Raw genomic sequence first — 14,949 nt, forward strand, 5'->3', positions numbered from 1 at the left:
GTTACGTTACACTGTTGCATTATCGTCCTCTGCGTAATGCCTTCTGCCATGAAATCTCTCTTTATTGCTTTTGCCGTTCTTGTGCTCGCCGGTTGCTCCAGCGGCCCGCGCCTGAACACCAGCCATCCTTCGGTCAACCACGACAACCGTGTGCAGTTCGTTGTGGTGCATTACACCTCGGCCAACCTTGAGCGCTCCCTGGCGTTATTGACCCATGGTCAGGTCAGCAGCCATTACCTGATCGGCGATGACGCTTCAGGCACCCTCTACAAGCTGGTTGATGAAAGCCAGCGTGCCTGGCACGCCGGGGAAAGTGAATGGATGGGGCGCACCTGGCTCAATTCCAGCTCCATCGGCATCGAGATCGTCAACCCAGGCTATAGCGACACCCCGACCGGTCGGGTGTGGTACCCGTACTCCGAAGCTCAGGTGAAATCACTGGTGGTGTTGCTCAAGGACATCAGCAAGCGTAACGGGATCGCCCCCAAGAACATCATTGGGCACAGCGACATCGCCCCGCTGCGCAAGCTGGACCCTGGCCCGTTGTTCCCTTGGAAGCGTCTGGCCGATGAAGGCCTGGGGATTTGGCCGGATGCCCAGGCGGTGGCTCGATTCCAGGCGCAGTACGCCACGCAGCTGCCAAGCATCAGTTGGTTCCAGCAAGAACTGGCCCGTCTGGGTTACCAGACCCCACAGACCGGCGAGTTGGATGTGGCCACGCGTCATGTAATCGCCGCGTTCCAGATGCATTTCCGTCCATCGCTGTTTGACGGAACGCCGGATGCGGAAAGTGCGGCGATCCTGCATGCCTTGAACCAGCGCTGAAATGGCTGGCAAGTTTTTGTGGCAAGGCAGCAAGCACCCTCGCCACAAAAGCGCGCGCCTACAGAGGCAAGGCCATATAGAACTGTGTGCCCTGCCCCGGCCGTGAGTACACACCCATGCGGCCGCCGTGCAATTGCACGATCTCCTTGCACAGCGCCAGCCCCAGGCCGGCGCCGCCTTTTTTGCGCCCCACCTGCACGAAAGGTTCGAAGATGCGTCCTTGCTGGCCGTACGCAATGCCTTCGCCGTTGTCCTCGACGCTGATAATTACCCGCTCACCATGACGCCGAGCCTGCAAGCGAATCTGCCCTCTCTCGGCCGTGTGTCGCATGGCGTTACCCAGCAGGTTGTCGAGCACGCGCTCCAGTTGTGCCTGGTCGGCATACAGGCGCGGCAGGTCAGATTGCACCTCCACCATCAGTTCAATACCTTGCGCGCCCGCCGGCTCGGCGAATCGAGCGCGGGCATGCTCTAGCAGGTCAGTCACATCGCATGGCCCGAGCGTGAGTTTCTGCAGGCCGTTCTGATAGCGCGAGAAGTTGAGCAAATCGTTGATCAACTGCATCAGCCGCTGCATTTCTTCATTGACCGTATCCAGCAGGTCCGCTTCGCGTGATTCCGCCGGGAACTTGGCCCGTTCGCGGAACAGTCCGAAGGCCATGTGCATGCCGGTCACCGGTGTCCGCAGCTCGTGGGAGGCGCGCAACACGAACTCGCTGCGTACCCGTTCAAAAGCCCGCTGCTCGGTGACGTCATGCAGCACCATCACAGCGCCCAGAATGTGCCCCTGTGTATGGCTGACCGGGGTCAGGCTGTACGTCAGCAGGCGCAGCTCGCCTTCGACCTCTACCTCCAGATCCTCCGGCGCCCGTTCCAGGTTGCCGCCGCGCAGCACCAAGTGCAGCTGTTCATCCATTTCCGGACGACCCAGCGCTTCGCCCAGGCCCTGGCCGAGGCGTTCTTCGTCCCAACCCAGCTGGCGTTGCGCCACAGGATTGAGGTGCTCGAGATGGCCCTGGCGATCAATCATCAGCAAGCCGTCGTCAATGCTGTCGAGTACTGCTTGCAAGCGCTGCTGGCCGGCGAGCAGCTCATCGACATTGGTGGCCTGATGTTGGCGCAATGCCTCGGCCATGATGCCGAAGCGACGGGTCAGCTGGTTCATTTCCGCCGCCGACGATATCGGCAATGTCACTTCGAAATCGCCTTGCCCGATTTTGTCGGCAGCCTTGGCCAGCGCTTCGATTGGCCCGCCGAATCGCCGGGCAATGCCATGCGCGGTCACAAAACCGATGATCAGCACCGCAAGGCCTACCAGCCCCAGTAAGCTGGCAATCAACAGCGCCCGTTCGCGGGATCTGTGCTCGCTCGTGCTGATATTTTCCAGCGCCTGTTTGTGGTGAACGATTAGCCCATTGCGCAGGGTATTGAAGGTTTCAGTGAGCTTTTCCTTGCTGCCCGGTACAGGTGGGTTCTGCTGGAATTCGTCAAATGCCTGCAGCAGGTGCTGGTAGTCGTCGCGTGCCTGACTGAAACCGTGGGTCAGTCCGTCACGCTGTTCATGGGCGATGCCCTGGTCCAGCAGGTCGAAGTATTGCTGCTTGGAAGCTTGCAGGGCAGTCGGATCAGGGCGCTTTTCGAGCATCATCATCAGTTGATCGCCCAAGCTCTGGCGCAACTTGAGACCCAGCTCCAGGGTGACGAAGTTGCTGCGAATCAACGATTCCTGGGTCTTGGCCATCTGCATCACGCTGACCAGGCCCAGGACCAGCCCCAGCAGGGCCACGGTGATCAGCGCTGAGATGCTCAGAAATAGTCGAGTACGCAGTTTCATCGCGAGCTTCATGAGGTACAGCTCATAGGTTGTACTGTTTACGTTTGCGATACAGCGTCGACGCATCGATGCCAAGGGTGCGAGCGGCCTGGTCCAGCGTATCGCTGGTGGCGAGGACGGCGCCGATATGGGCTTTCTCCAGCTCGTCCAGGCTCAGTGCCGCACCAATGCGCGGTGCGTTGTTGGTCGGTTGCTCGGCCATGCCAAGGTGGCTGATCTCGACCTTTTCCTGAGGGCAGATGATGCTGGCGCGTTCCACCACGTTGCGCAGCTCCCGGATGTTGCCGGGCCAACGGTAGTTGAGCAGTGCTTCGCGTGCCTGATCGCTGAAGCCGCGAGCCGGGCGGGCATACTCCTTGACGAAGCGCGCCAGGAACCGGTCGGCCAGGGCGAGGATGTCTTCACTGCGTTCGCGTAGCGGCGGCAGGTGGAGGGTGATGACGTTGAGGCGATACAGCAGGTCTTCACGGAAGCGGCCGTCGCGCACCATGTCTTCCAGGTTGAGGTTGGTGGCGGCGAGGATGCGCACGTCAGCGCGACGGGTAACCGGGTCGCCGACACGCTCGTATTCCTTGTCCTGAATGAAACGCAGCAGTTTTGGCTGCAAGGTGAGCGGAAAATCGCCGATCTCGTCAAGAAACAAGGTGCCGCCGTCCGCCTGGTTAACGCGGCCCAACGTGCTTTCGCTGGCACCGGTAAAGGCGCCGCGGCTGTGGCCGAACAATTCGCTTTCCATCAGTTCTGCGGTCAACGAGGGGCAGTTGATGGTTACGCAGGATTTCTTCGAGCGTTTGCTCCAGCCGTGAATGGCCCGCGCCAACTCGCCTTTACCGGTGCCCGACTCGCCGAGAATCAAAATATTGGCGTCGGTCCCTGCCACTTGGCGTGCGGTTTCCAGTACCACCATCATGGCCGGGCTGTGGGAGTCGAGACCGTCCTTGGATTGGCGTACCGCGCCTTCCAGCGCTTCCAGGCGTGCCGACAGCTGGCGCACTTCCAATTGCTTGGCGGTGGCCAGGCGCAACTGGTCCGGGCTGCAGGGTTTGACCAGGTAATCGGCGGCGCCGGCTTGAATGGCGTCTACCGCAGTGTCCACGGCGGAGTGGGCCGTCACGATCACGACACGCATCCATGGCGCCTGGACACGCATCTGGGCCAATACATCCAGGCCATTGTCTTCGCCCAGGCGCAAATCGAGGAAGCACAGATCGAACACTTGGCGTTGCATCAAGGCATCGGCTTGGGCCGCGCTGTTGGCGGTGGCAACGGTGTAGCCTTCATCTTCCAGGCAATAACGAAAGGTACGGAGGATCGCGGACTCGTCATCCACTAAAAGAATGCGGCCTTGAAGTTCCTTGGCTGATTCCATCTGTCCCGCGCTCCTTAACTATGAATGTTGGTGTTTAGTCCCGGAATAATCGGGCAAGTTGCATGGTTTATTCTGATCGATAAAAGGCAACGTCGCGCAGCTATCTGCATACCTTCCTACGCGCCCCGCTAAAGCCCCGCGCTAGTGGCGTTTTCATATCTTCTCGCCGCTTCGGCAATCCTGCAGCTACTTTCGCTCCTTCGACCCGACCACTGGCCATCGTGCATTTCGCACGGCCCTACAGGGGGCATCGTGCAGGATGCTGTGGGGCGTGCGTTTAAATAATTCATATCTTATTGATTTTAAAGGGTTTTATTTTGTAATAAACCTGGCATGCGCTCTGCAATAGGTAATGCATAGAGCGTCATGAACGAATAATCAGAATGCGGGAGAAAGCAGTATGACTCGCCAAAGCCTAAGCCAATTGCGTGTATCGCCACTGCATCTGCAGCAAGGCCTGTTCGCCAGCCTGGCGTTGATGGTCACGCTGATCGCCGGCCAGCAGATGCAGCATTGGCAGCAGAGTCAGCAGCCGACTGCGCAGTTCGAGCGTCCCGTCATGACCCAGACCCACTTCCGTTCCGTCGCCAGCACGGCTGTCGATGTAACCGCCCCGCAACTGAGAGTGGCAGACCAGGATTCCACCCTGAGCGAGCTGCCGGTCCAGGAACGCTGGGTGTTCTAAGCAACAAAACGTCGCTCATGCCGAGCGGCCGCATGGCATCACTGCTGTTACCTCTATGAAAGCTTAAGGAGAATCACCATGTTGAGTTGGGCAATCACATTTCTGATCATCGCCATTGTGGCTGCAGTCCTGGGCTTCGGTGGTATCGCGGGCACCGCCACGGGTATCGCCAAGATTCTGTTCGTGGTTTTCCTGGTGATGTTCATCGCTTCGTTCTTCTTTGGTCGTCGCGGCCGAGGCTGAATATGACCACTTTGTCCCTCAAAGCCATTGCTGCTGCCGTGCTGTTGAGCGGCAGTGGCCTGGTGATGGCCGCCAACGACGGCCAATCCCGGGCCAACGAATTGCTCAGCACGGATGCGCAGTACCGTGAAACCTGGCAAGGCGTAGTGAAGAAAGAAGAGCGCCTGCCGGAATGGGTGATGAACCTGTCGGGTACGGCTGAGCAGATGAACGCTGTCGAAGAGGATGGCGACAAGTATCTGGTAGGGCCGCTGTGTGAAACGGCAGATACCTGCCTGAACAAGCGCCTGATCGTCGCCTTCAGCCTCGATAAGGAAGATGCCTACGCGATGTTGGTGGAAGTCCCGGCCGGCCTGCCGGCGGACAAGTCCCCAACACGCCACGCCGATTACCGTTTTCTCGGTAAGCCGGACGAAGGCATGAAGAAGCTGCTGATGGAGCAGCTGAAGAAAGATCCGAATTGGTACTAGGTTCCGTCTCACGGAGCCGGCGTCCATAGAAAGAAGCCCGTTCGCTTCTTTCTGTTTGCATCGCGTGTCAAGGGCGATGCATGACCAGGGGGCCGGGTTGCTCTGATCGATCAGGATCGGCGCGACCTACGGGTACAGGGAGTGCCTGCGCAAGGGCCGGGTCAGGCGAAAAGCTGCGACGCAAGTTCACAAGTCCTCAAGCTTGCTGAACTTGCGGCGGGCTTATGCTGTTCATCGCTCGTCCTTCATGCCGCCCATAGCTGACATTCATCGTTTTTCCTCCCGCCAACCATTACCTTGTGTGTCGGCGCGACCATCTATCGAGAAAACTTTGCTGACGCTATAGGCTGTTTCTTACGCCAGGCTGCGGATTTTCCAAGCATTTTCAGCAAACGCCTCTAGCCATCCGGTATCTCTGTGCATACCGGAATTGGCAGCTTCACGGCAGGTTCACCCGCTTGAATGGCGGATTCGAACTGACCGTTCAGACAATTATTTTCAATAATGACCATGCCGATTCGGCATAGGGTAGGCGTTTACGGCATTAGACGTCGCTCCCTTGCATGGGAATAGTTGCGGCTTTTTTCGCCTGCCAGTAAGCCATTTCGGCCACGCTGCGGTGACCTTCCATGGAGGCAGATGCACACACTTTTTCGCTTTCGAGCGGTCCAGCTGGCGCATTTGCCTTAAGTTCACTTGAAGTAAGGGTAATGACATGAAGAAGGCAAAGCTAAGCCTCGCCTGGCAGATCCTCATCGGTTTGGTACTGGGGATCGCGATCGGCGCAGTGCTCAACCATTTCAATGCTGAAAAGGCCTGGTGGATCAGCAACGTGCTGCAGCCGGCGGGCGATATCTTTATCCGCCTGATTAAGATGATCGTCATCCCAATCGTGATTTCCTCGCTGATCGTGGGCATTGCCGGCGTTGGTGACGCGAAAAAGCTCGGTCGCATCGGTGTCAAAACCATCCTCTACTTTGAAGTCGTCACCACCATCGCCATTGTGGTCGGCCTGTTGCTGGCCAACGTGTTCCATCCGGGCGCGGGCATCGACATGAGTACCCTGGGTACCGTCGACATCTCCAAGTACCAGGCAACCGCCGCCGAGGTGCAGCATGAGCATGCGTTCATCGAGACCATTCTCAACCTGATCCCGTCGAACATCTTCGCTGCCGTTGCGCGCGGCGAGATGCTGCCGATCATTTTCTTCTCCGTGCTGTTCGGCCTGGGCTTGTCGAGCCTCAAGCCGGAGCTGCGCGAGCCGTTGGTGACCATGTTCCAGGGCGTGTCCGAGAGCATGTTCAAAGTCACTCACATGATCATGAAGTACGCCCCTATCGGTGTATTTGCCCTGATCGCGGTAACGGTCGCCAACTTCGGCTTCGCCTCGCTGCTGCCGTTGGCCAAGCTGGTGATCCTGGTGTACGTCGCGATTCTGTTCTTCGCGTTTGCGGTGCTGGGCATGATCGCGCGCCTGTTTGGTTTCTCGATCCTTAAGCTGATGCGCATCTTCAAGGACGAGCTGGTGCTGGCCTACTCCACCGCCAGCTCCGAAACCGTGCTGCCGCGCGTGATCGAGAAGATGGAAGCCTACGGCGCGCCGAAGGCGATCTGCAGCTTCGTGGTACCGACGGGTTACTCGTTCAACCTCGACGGTTCGACCCTGTACCAGAGCATCGCTGCAATCTTCATCGCGCAGCTGTACGGCATCGACCTGTCGATCGGCCAGCAACTGATGCTGGTCCTGACCCTGATGGTCACCTCCAAAGGTATTGCCGGTGTGCCGGGTGTGTCCTTCGTTGTGTTGCTGGCGACCCTGGGCAGTGTGGGCATCCCATTGGAAGGCCTGGCGTTTATCGCAGGCGTCGACCGTGTGATGGACATGGCGCGTACCGCGCTGAACGTGATCGGCAACGCTTTGGCCGTGCTGGTTATCTCGCGCTGGGAAGGTATGTACGACGATGCCAAGGGCGAGCGCTACTGGAATTCGCTGCCGCACTGGCGCAGCAAAGAAGCGCTGCCGGCCGGCGAGATCACGCGCGGCTGATCGCGCGATTGCGCTGACACAAACCCCGGATAATTCCGGGGTTTGTCGTTTCTGCCAGCCCCGCTATCATTCGCCCCAACTTTCGGGGGATTTAACTGATGCTCAATGGCCTGTGGCTTGGCTTCTTTGTCGTGGCAATGGTGTCAGCACTTGCGCAATGGCTGGTGGGCGGTAACGCCGGGATTTTCGCGGCGATGGTGGAAAGTATTTTCGCCATGGCCAAATTGTCGGTAGAGGTCATGGTGCTGCTGTTCGGCACCCTGACGCTGTGGCTGGGCTTTCTGCGTATCGCCGAAAAAGCCGGGATCGTCGATTGGCTGGCCAAGGCCCTGGGCCCGCTGTTTCGCCGCCTGATGCCGGAAGTGCCCGCCGGCCACCCAGCCATCGGCCTGATCACCCTCAACTTCGCCGCCAACGGCCTGGGCCTGGACAACGCCGCCACGCCTATCGGCCTGAAAGCCATGAAGGCGCTGCAGGAACTCAACCCTATCCCCAACACGGCAAGCAACGCACAGATCCTGTTTCTGGTGCTTAATGCGTCCTCGCTGACCCTGTTGCCGGTGACCATCTTCATGTACCGCGCCCAGCAAGGCGCTGCCGACCCGACGCTGGTGTTCCTGCCGATCCTGCTGGCCACCAGCGCGTCGACCCTGGTCGGCCTGCTGTCGGTAGCGGTGATGCAGCGCCTGCGCTTGTGGGACCCGGTCGTGCTGGCCTATCTGATTCCCGGCGCGTTGGTCCTGGGTGGCTTCATGGCGCTGCTGGCGACCTTGTCCGCAACCGCACTGGCCGGCTTGTCGTCGATCCTTGGCAACCTCACGCTGTTTGGCTTGATCATGCTGTTCCTGGTGATCGGCGCGTTACGCAAGGTCAAGGTGTATGAGGCCTTTGTCGAAGGCGCCAAGGAAGGCTTCGACGTTGCCAAGAACCTGTTGCCCTATCTGGTGGCGATGCTCTGTGCGGTGGGTGTGTTACGTGCGTCCGGCGCGCTGGACTTCGGCCTGGAAGGGATTCGCCACCTGGTGGCCTGGACCGGCATGGACACCCGCTTTGTCGACGCGCTGCCGACCGCGATGGTAAAGCCGTTCTCCGGCAGCGCGGCGCGGGCGATGCTGATCGAGACCATGCAGACCCAGGGTGTGGACAGCTTCCCGGCGTTGGTGGCGGCGACGGTCCAGGGCAGTACCGAGACCACTTTTTATGTGTTGGCGGTGTACTTCGGGTCGGTGGGTATCCAGCGCGCGCGGCATGCGGTGGGGTGTGCGTTGTTGGCGGAGTTTGCCGGGGTGGTGGCAGCTATTGCGGTGTGCTACTGGTTCTTTGGTTGACACTCGGGACCGCTATCGGGAGCAAGCCCCCTCCCACATTTGAAAGTATTCACAGATCAACATGTGGGAGGGGGCTTGCCCCCGATGAGGCCTTCAGCGTTTCACAGCACCGTTGCCCTGCTGCACAACCCAATCCACTACCTGCTTATTCAGTTGATCCCCGGCTTGCCCAAAAGCAGCCACCACCGCCGGGACCTTGGTATCCCCTACCTTCTGCCTCACCTCAAACCGCCGACTGGCAATGATCCGCTGATCACTGCCGCGTACCAGCCGCGCATCCAGGCGAATCACCACGTCCACGGCCTTGCCGTGATATTCACTCTGAAACGCCTGCAACTGGCCGCCGAGCTCATAGTCGGCTTGCAGGTTGGTTTCGTCGGTACTCAACAGCGTCACCCGGCCGTCACGCTGGAAGCCGTCCAGCAGGCGATTACGCAACAGCACCGGCGCCGGATCGCTCCAGCGCGCGTTCGCATAGCTGCTGATCAAATCGCCATTGGGCACCACCGCAATGCGCGGGCTGTCGAGAAATTCGCTGGTCTGCGGCTTGGTCACGCGCAGTGACCAGCTTACTGGCGCGCCTTGGCTGACGGGCTGGGCCGAAGCCAGGCGGTACACGTCGGACGGGTCCGGCTTGGGCAGGATCGAGCACGCGCTTATCAGCGCGAAGGCTGCCGGGGCGATCATTCGGTAAGCACGCTTCATGGCGTGAACTCCTTGTTCTTGTCACTGCCCAGCAGGTAACCGCTGGGGTTGGCTTCGAGGCGGCGCGAGATGGCGCGCAACGAACCGAGGGTTTCGCGCAGTTCGCGCACGGCCGGTGCCAGCTCATTGAGGCCCTGCAGGCCGCTGTTCACCGAGTCCTTGTTGTTGGCCAGCAACGTGTTGAGGGTGGCGGTGCTTTGCTCAAGAGACTTCATCGCCTGCTCCGCGCTGCCGAAGGCTTGCTTGCCTTGATCATTGAGCAAGCCGTTGGCGTTGCGCATCAATACGGTGGTCTGTTCCAGCGCACCGCCGGCCTGTTTGCTCACTTGCAGCAATTGCTGCATCACCACTTTGATGTCGCCGCGCTGGTCGGCGATGGCGCCAGTGGTTTGCTGCAGGTTGTCCAGGGTCGTGCTCAAGCGTTCGACGTTTTCCCGGGAGAACAGCTGGTTGGCGTTATGCAGCAGCAGGTTGATGCTGGTCATCAGGTCGTTACTGTTATTGAGCAGGCGTGCGATGGGCGATGGCGACGCGATGATTTCTGGCAGGTTGCCATCCTTGCCCTTGAGTTCCGGGCTTTGCGGGGTGCCGCCGCTGAGCTGGATGATCGAGGTGCCGGTGATGCCGGTCAGAGCCAGCTTGGCCTGGGTGTCTTCCTTGATCGGCGTTTGCCCGGCCAGGCGGATGCGCGCCAGCACGCGGCGCGGGTCCTTGGGGTCCAGGCGCAGGCTGGTGACATCGCCCACCTTGATCCCGCTGTACTGCACCGAACTGCCCTGGGACAGGCCGCTGACCGCTTCGTTGAACACCACCTCGTAATCGCGGAAGGCACTGTCGACGCTGGATTTGGCCAGCCACAGGCCGAACAGCATCGCGCCGACCACCACAATTACGCTGAACAATCCGATCATCACGTGATGGGCTCGGGTTTCCATGTCATACCTCGTTGAGCGATTGAGCGGCATCCAATGCCGCGCGGCCTCGGGGGCCGTGGAAATATTCGTGAATCCAGGCGTCGTCGGTTTCCGAGACGACATCGATGGCATCGGCCACCAGCACTTTCTTCTGCGCCAGCACCGCCACGCGGTCGGTGATGGTGTACAGCGTGTCGAGGTCGTGGGTCACCAGGAACACACTCAAGCCCAGCGCATCGCGCAGGGTCAGGATCAGTTGGTCGAATTGCGCCGCGCCAATCGGGTCGAGGCCGGCGGTGGGTTCGTCGAGAAACAGGATGTCCGGGTCCAGGGCCAGCGCGCGCGCCAGGGCGGCGCGCTTTATCATGCCGCCGGACAGCGACGCCGGGTATTTGTCGGCCGCCGACAGCGGCAGCCCGGCCAGGGCCAGCTTGACTGCCGCCAAATGCTCGGCATCGGCGCGGCTGAGCCCGGCGTGCTCGATCAACGGCAGGGCGACGTTCTCGGTGACGGTCAGCGAAGAAAACAACGCGCCCTTCTGGAACAGCACGCCGAAGCGCCGTTCCACCAATGAGCGTTCATTCTCGGGCAAGCTCGGCAGGTTCTTGCCGAACACCCGAACTTGCCCCTCGCTGGGCCGGCGCAGGCCGACGATGCTGCGCAGCAACACCGACTTGCCGCTGCCAGAGCCGCCGACCACCGCCAGGATTTCACCCTTGTACAAATCCAGGTCGAGGTTTTCGTGCACGCTCTGGCTGCCAAAGCGGTTGCACAGGCCGCGTACCTCAATCACCGCCTCAGTGGGCGCTCGATGCAGACGACTCACCAGCCCATCTCCATGAAAAACATGGCAGCGACCGCGTCCAGCACGATCACCACGAAAATCGATTGCACCACGCTGGAGGTGGTATGCGCGCCGACGGACTCGGCACTGCCGCTGACCTTGAACCCTTCCAGGCAACCAATTGCGGCGATCAGGAACGCGAAAATCGGCGCTTTCACCATGCCCACCAGGAAATGCTGCACGCCGATGTCCGATTGCAGCAGCGACAGAAACATCGCCGGCGAAATATCCAGGGCCACCGCACACACCACACCGCCGCCGACGATCCCTGAAAGCATCGCCAGAAAGGTCAGCATCGGCAGCGCCACCAGCAGCGCCAACACCCGTGGCAGCACCAGCAGCTCCATGGGGTCCAGGCCCAGGGTGCGGATCGCGTCGATTTCTTCGTTGGCCTTCATCGAGCCGATCTGTGCAGTAAAGGCACTGGCCGTGCGGCCGGCGATCAGGATGGCGGTGAGCAATACGCCGAATTCGCGTAGGAAAGAGAACGCTACCAGGTCCACGGTGAATACCGTCGCGCCAAAGCTCTTGAGCACGGTGGCGCCGAGGAAGGCCACGACGGCGCCGACCAAGAAGGTCAGCAGCGCGACGATCGGCGCGGCGTCGAGGCCGGTCTGTTCGATATGCGCCACCATCGGCGTCAAGCGCCAGCGCTTGGGCCGCAAGATGCCGCGCACGAAGGTTTCGAGGATCAGGCCGATGAAGCCCAGCAGTTTCATCCCGTCTTGCCAGACGGTGTCCACGGCGCGGCCGATGCGCGCCAGCACTTGGATGCCGGTGCTTTCTTCCGGCTCTTTGAGCGGTACGCAAAAATCATTCAGCGAGCGGTAGACCGTCTTGAGCAGCGCCCGGTCGGCGGCGGACAGGCTGCAATCAGTCTGCTCGGCGGAGTGTTCGATGCGGTCGGGGCCCAGCAGCTCCACCAGCAGCGAAGCACCGGCGGTATCCAGGGCGCCGAGGCCGTTAAGGTCGATGCGTGCGCCGGCGTCGTATCGGCCGTCGAGGGTGGCCGACAACTTCTTCAGGTTTGCGTAGTGAGCAAGCGTCCAGTCACCGGTAATCCGCAGCAGCGGCGGTGTGCTGGACGTATCGAGTTGGGCTGCGCCGGCTGTCGTGCGAGTGGTCATAAGCTCCGAGCTTGTTTGGCTATCCACAATTGCTACGTAATAGCATGATCGGGCCTACTCTGGGTTGTCCGTTTGTGCTGAGTCGGTGACGTTGAAGCGCAGCACGCCAATGACTTGGCCGTCTTCGGTCAGCACCCGCACCTGCCAGCGGCCTACCGAGTCCGGCGGGAAGTTCTGCTTGTGGGTCCAGGCGCGGTAGCCCTCCTTGCGGCCGCCATGGATATCCAGGGCAATGCGGTCGACTTCCTTGCCGTTGAATTTCCACACATGGTAGATCCGCTCATCCAGGCCGCGCGGGGCGTTGATGGCGGTGTAGGCGTACAGTCCGCCGCTGCGCAGTTGGGCGGCGCTGACGTGCTTGAGGTCGTCGCCCGGTGTGCGGTCTTGGAGCTGGGTGCTGATGGCCACTTCGGTCATCCACAGGGTGGCAGGTGGCACCCAGCTTCGCAGCAGCCAGCCGGCGCAGCCGATCGCGGCCGTGACCCCCAGCAGCATCGCCCAGCCCTTGATGCTGCGCAGTGGCAGGCTGACGGCCAGGCTCGGAATCGACAGGGCCATGGCGACGCCCAGGGCCAGCTTGTAACTCTCGGCGGTGGTCAGGTGCAGAATGATCGGCAATGCGGTCAGCAGTGCGGCGAATAACGTCAGCGTATGCAAGGCGAGGAACAGGGAGCGCTTGGGCGCCAGCCACTTGTAGTACAGCGGGTCGATGATCGACACCAGCGCCGCCGCACCGAGCAGGCCGGTGAACACCGACTGGCCACTGTTCCAGGCCGTAGTGACGAAAAAGAACGGCAGCACGAAAAACAGACTTTCCTGGTGGATCATCTGGGTGGCGTAGCGCAGCAGCGGTTCGGGTATTTCGCGGTTGAACAGCCTGGTGAACAGTTTCGTGAAGCTGTTTTCCAGCATCAGCCACAGCCAGCTCACCAGCATGATCACGGCAATCCAGCTGGCCATGCCTTGCTGGCGGTCCACCAGGATGAAGCTGCCCACACCCGATATGAAACCGCCGAGTGCGATCACCCCAGGGTAGCGTTTGATCAGTTCTATAACGCGCTGGATAAGGGGCGGTAAGTTCGGCATGGACGATTCACAATGTGTGTGGGAAAAATCCGAGACAGAATAACGTCTTAGTCCGTTGTTCGGTGCTTCATTACAGGGTCCGTTTGCGAGAAAACCGTAGCGCCGCCCCAGCCAGGATGATCAGTCCCAACACACCCGCGCCGATCCAGCTCAGGGCGTTATAGCTCAACAGCGGCTTTTCGACCCGCCAGTAGCCCGCCTGCTCCAACACCTGGCGCATGGCCTGATTGGTCTGCGCCAGGGTCACGGCCTTGATGCGTTTGGCCGGGTCGCCGAAGCGGCCATCGGCATATTCGCCGGCCGCGCTCCAATAATAGTCGGCCAACGCGCTGTTGCCCTGCACTGCCCAGGCCTGGCGGGCGATGGCGGCTTGCTGCAAGCGAGCGAACACCGCCGGGTCGAGGCCGTCCTTGAGCAACTGCGTCTTGAGGTCTTGCAAGACCTGTTCGGCTTGCTCGAGGTTGTCCCGTTCGAGGTCGGCGTTCAGGCTGAGGAAACCGACGCCGCCGAGCACTTCGCGTTCGGTCCACGGGCCGTAGGACAAGCCGTGCCTGAGCCGCAGTTGGCGGTACAACGCCCAGTCGAGGTAGTCCTTGAGCAGGTCGTAGGTTTCATCATGCTGGTCGTCCAGCACCGGTTCCGGGAACAGCCAGTGCAGCTTGGCGTTGTCGCCGACCCAGCCGTGGATCAGGTCACGCTGGCTGGCAGCGGCATGCTGGATTTGCGGCAATGGCCGGTGTTCGCTCGGCTCTACCGGGTCGAGTTGGCCATAGGTGCGTTCCAGGTAGGCCGGCAGCAGTTTGTCCAGATCGCCGACGACGATCAGGGTCATATTGTTCGGCGCGTACCAATTTTTGCGCAGCGCCTCCAACTGATCGCGCGTGAGGTGGCTGACCTCGGCGCGTTCGGCGCACTTGAGGCCCAGCTCGACGGCTAACTGGTTGCTGGCGTTGTGGCCGAGGTCCTGGCGGTCGAGCAGGCGTTGCAAGTGTGAGTAATGGCCGCCGTCCTCGCGCTCGACTACCTGCTTGGCAGCGTTGATATGGGCGTCGGTCAGTTGAGTGCGGGTGATGATTGCCAGCAGCAGGTCCAGCACCTTGCGCTGGTTCTGCGCAGGCGCCTCGATGACGAACGTGGTGTCGGCGTTGCTGGTGTAGGCGTTCCATTCGCCGCCCAGTGCTTGCATGCGATCTTCGAGGTCGCCTTCGCCACCGCCATCGATGCCGCTGAACAACAGGTGTTCGAACAGATGCGGCAGTTCTTTCTGGTCGCAGCTGAAATCGTCCAGGCCCACGCCAACCACCAGGCGGATGGCCACATGCCCGCGCTCGGTGCCCGGTTTGAGCAACAGTTGCAGGCCGTTGGGCAAGGTGTAGCCCTCGACTTGCAGGCGGTCAAAGGCAAAGGTGTGTGCCGAGCCCAGCAGCAGGCAGGCGAGTAACAGGCGACGCATAACAAGCTTCCTGGCGAAC

At 60.7% G+C, this 14,949-nt stretch carries 14 protein-coding genes; 6 read left to right on the forward strand and 8 right to left on the reverse strand.

Translation table 11 applies throughout. The annotated features are described in order from the left end of the window. Window positions 1-48: 48 nt before the first annotated feature. Window positions 49-825 carry an N-acetylmuramoyl-L-alanine amidase gene (locus C4J86_RS00430; protein ID WP_124365298.1) on the forward strand — a complete coding sequence of 259 codons (777 nt, stop codon included), beginning with the start codon at window positions 49-51 and terminating at the stop codon, window positions 823-825. Between the two features lie 58 nt (window positions 826-883). Here the strand turns inward: C4J86_RS00430 and C4J86_RS00435 are convergent, their stop codons facing one another. After that, window positions 884-2,671, reverse strand: a complete 1,788-nt coding sequence (locus C4J86_RS00435) for a KinB sensor domain-containing domain (protein ID WP_124369091.1) — start codon at window positions 2,669-2,671, stop codon at window positions 884-886. Window positions 2,672-2,681: 10 nt separating this feature from the next. After that, window positions 2,682-4,028: a sigma-54-dependent response regulator transcription factor AlgB gene (algB, locus tag C4J86_RS00440; protein ID WP_124360652.1), complete on the reverse strand. Its 1,347-nt coding sequence runs from the start codon at window positions 4,026-4,028 to the stop codon at window positions 2,682-2,684. Window positions 4,029-4,428: 400 nt separating this feature from the next. On the opposite strand from algB, the gene C4J86_RS00445 reads away from it, so the two are divergent. The 5 genes from C4J86_RS00445 to C4J86_RS00465 all read left to right on the forward strand — a co-directional run bounded on the left by C4J86_RS00445 (window position 4,429) and on the right by C4J86_RS00465 (window position 8,801). Further along, a complete protein-coding gene (locus tag C4J86_RS00445) occupies window positions 4,429-4,713 on the forward strand; it encodes a hypothetical protein (protein ID WP_124360653.1) in 285 nt (94 codons plus the stop codon). A gap of 78 nt (window positions 4,714-4,791) precedes the next feature. Continuing rightward, window positions 4,792-4,956 carry a DUF1328 domain-containing protein gene (locus tag C4J86_RS00450; RefSeq protein ID WP_003170804.1) on the forward strand — a complete coding sequence of 55 codons (165 nt, stop codon included), beginning with the start codon at window positions 4,792-4,794 and terminating at the stop codon, window positions 4,954-4,956. A gap of 2 nt (window positions 4,957-4,958) precedes the next feature. Then, window positions 4,959-5,426, forward strand: a complete 468-nt coding sequence (locus C4J86_RS00455; protein WP_124369092.1) for an inhibitor of vertebrate lysozyme family protein — start codon at window positions 4,959-4,961, stop codon at window positions 5,424-5,426. Between the two features lie 715 nt (window positions 5,427-6,141). Next, window positions 6,142-7,473 (forward strand): glutamate/aspartate:proton symporter GltP, encoded by a 1,332-nt coding sequence (gene gltP / locus C4J86_RS00460; protein WP_124369093.1) that lies wholly within the window; start codon window positions 6,142-6,144, stop codon window positions 7,471-7,473. Window positions 7,474-7,571: 98 nt separating this feature from the next. Next, a complete protein-coding gene (locus tag C4J86_RS00465; protein ID WP_124369094.1) occupies window positions 7,572-8,801 on the forward strand; it encodes a nucleoside recognition domain-containing protein in 1,230 nt (409 codons plus the stop codon). 93 nt (window positions 8,802-8,894) lie between these two features. Here C4J86_RS00465 and C4J86_RS00470 read toward each other — a convergent pair whose 3' ends face one another. The 6 genes from C4J86_RS00470 to C4J86_RS00495 form a co-directional block, all read right to left on the reverse strand. Beyond that, window positions 8,895-9,506: an ABC-type transport auxiliary lipoprotein family protein gene (locus C4J86_RS00470; protein WP_124369095.1), complete on the reverse strand. Its 612-nt coding sequence runs from the start codon at window positions 9,504-9,506 to the stop codon at window positions 8,895-8,897. After that, window positions 9,503-10,441, reverse strand: coding sequence for an MlaD family protein (locus C4J86_RS00475; protein WP_124369096.1), 939 nt, complete (start codon window positions 10,439-10,441; stop codon window positions 9,503-9,505). The genes C4J86_RS00470 and C4J86_RS00475 overlap by 4 nt, the downstream gene beginning before the upstream one ends. Window position 10,442: 1 nt before the next feature. Then, window positions 10,443-11,246 carry an ABC transporter ATP-binding protein gene (locus tag C4J86_RS00480; RefSeq protein WP_124369097.1) on the reverse strand — a complete coding sequence of 268 codons (804 nt, stop codon included), beginning with the start codon at window positions 11,244-11,246 and terminating at the stop codon, window positions 10,443-10,445. Next, entirely contained in the window at window positions 11,243-12,391 is a 1,149-nt protein-coding gene (locus C4J86_RS00485; RefSeq protein ID WP_124369098.1) for an ABC transporter permease, read from the reverse strand. The genes C4J86_RS00480 and C4J86_RS00485 overlap by 4 nt, the downstream gene beginning before the upstream one ends. A gap of 54 nt (window positions 12,392-12,445) precedes the next feature. Continuing rightward, complete coding sequence (locus C4J86_RS00490) at window positions 12,446-13,477, reverse strand: DUF5924 family protein (RefSeq protein ID WP_124369099.1); 1,032 nt, start codon at window positions 13,475-13,477, stop codon at window positions 12,446-12,448. A 70-nt stretch (window positions 13,478-13,547) separates the two neighbouring features. After that, window positions 13,548-14,930, reverse strand: coding sequence for a pitrilysin family protein (locus C4J86_RS00495; RefSeq protein ID WP_124369100.1), 1,383 nt, complete (start codon window positions 14,928-14,930; stop codon window positions 13,548-13,550). Between the last annotated feature and the right edge of the window lie 19 nt (window positions 14,931-14,949).

Origin of the sequence: Pseudomonas sp. R2-7-07 (assembly GCF_003852355.1) — a bacterium.
Taxonomy (GTDB): Bacteria; Pseudomonadota; Gammaproteobacteria; order Pseudomonadales; family Pseudomonadaceae; genus Aquipseudomonas.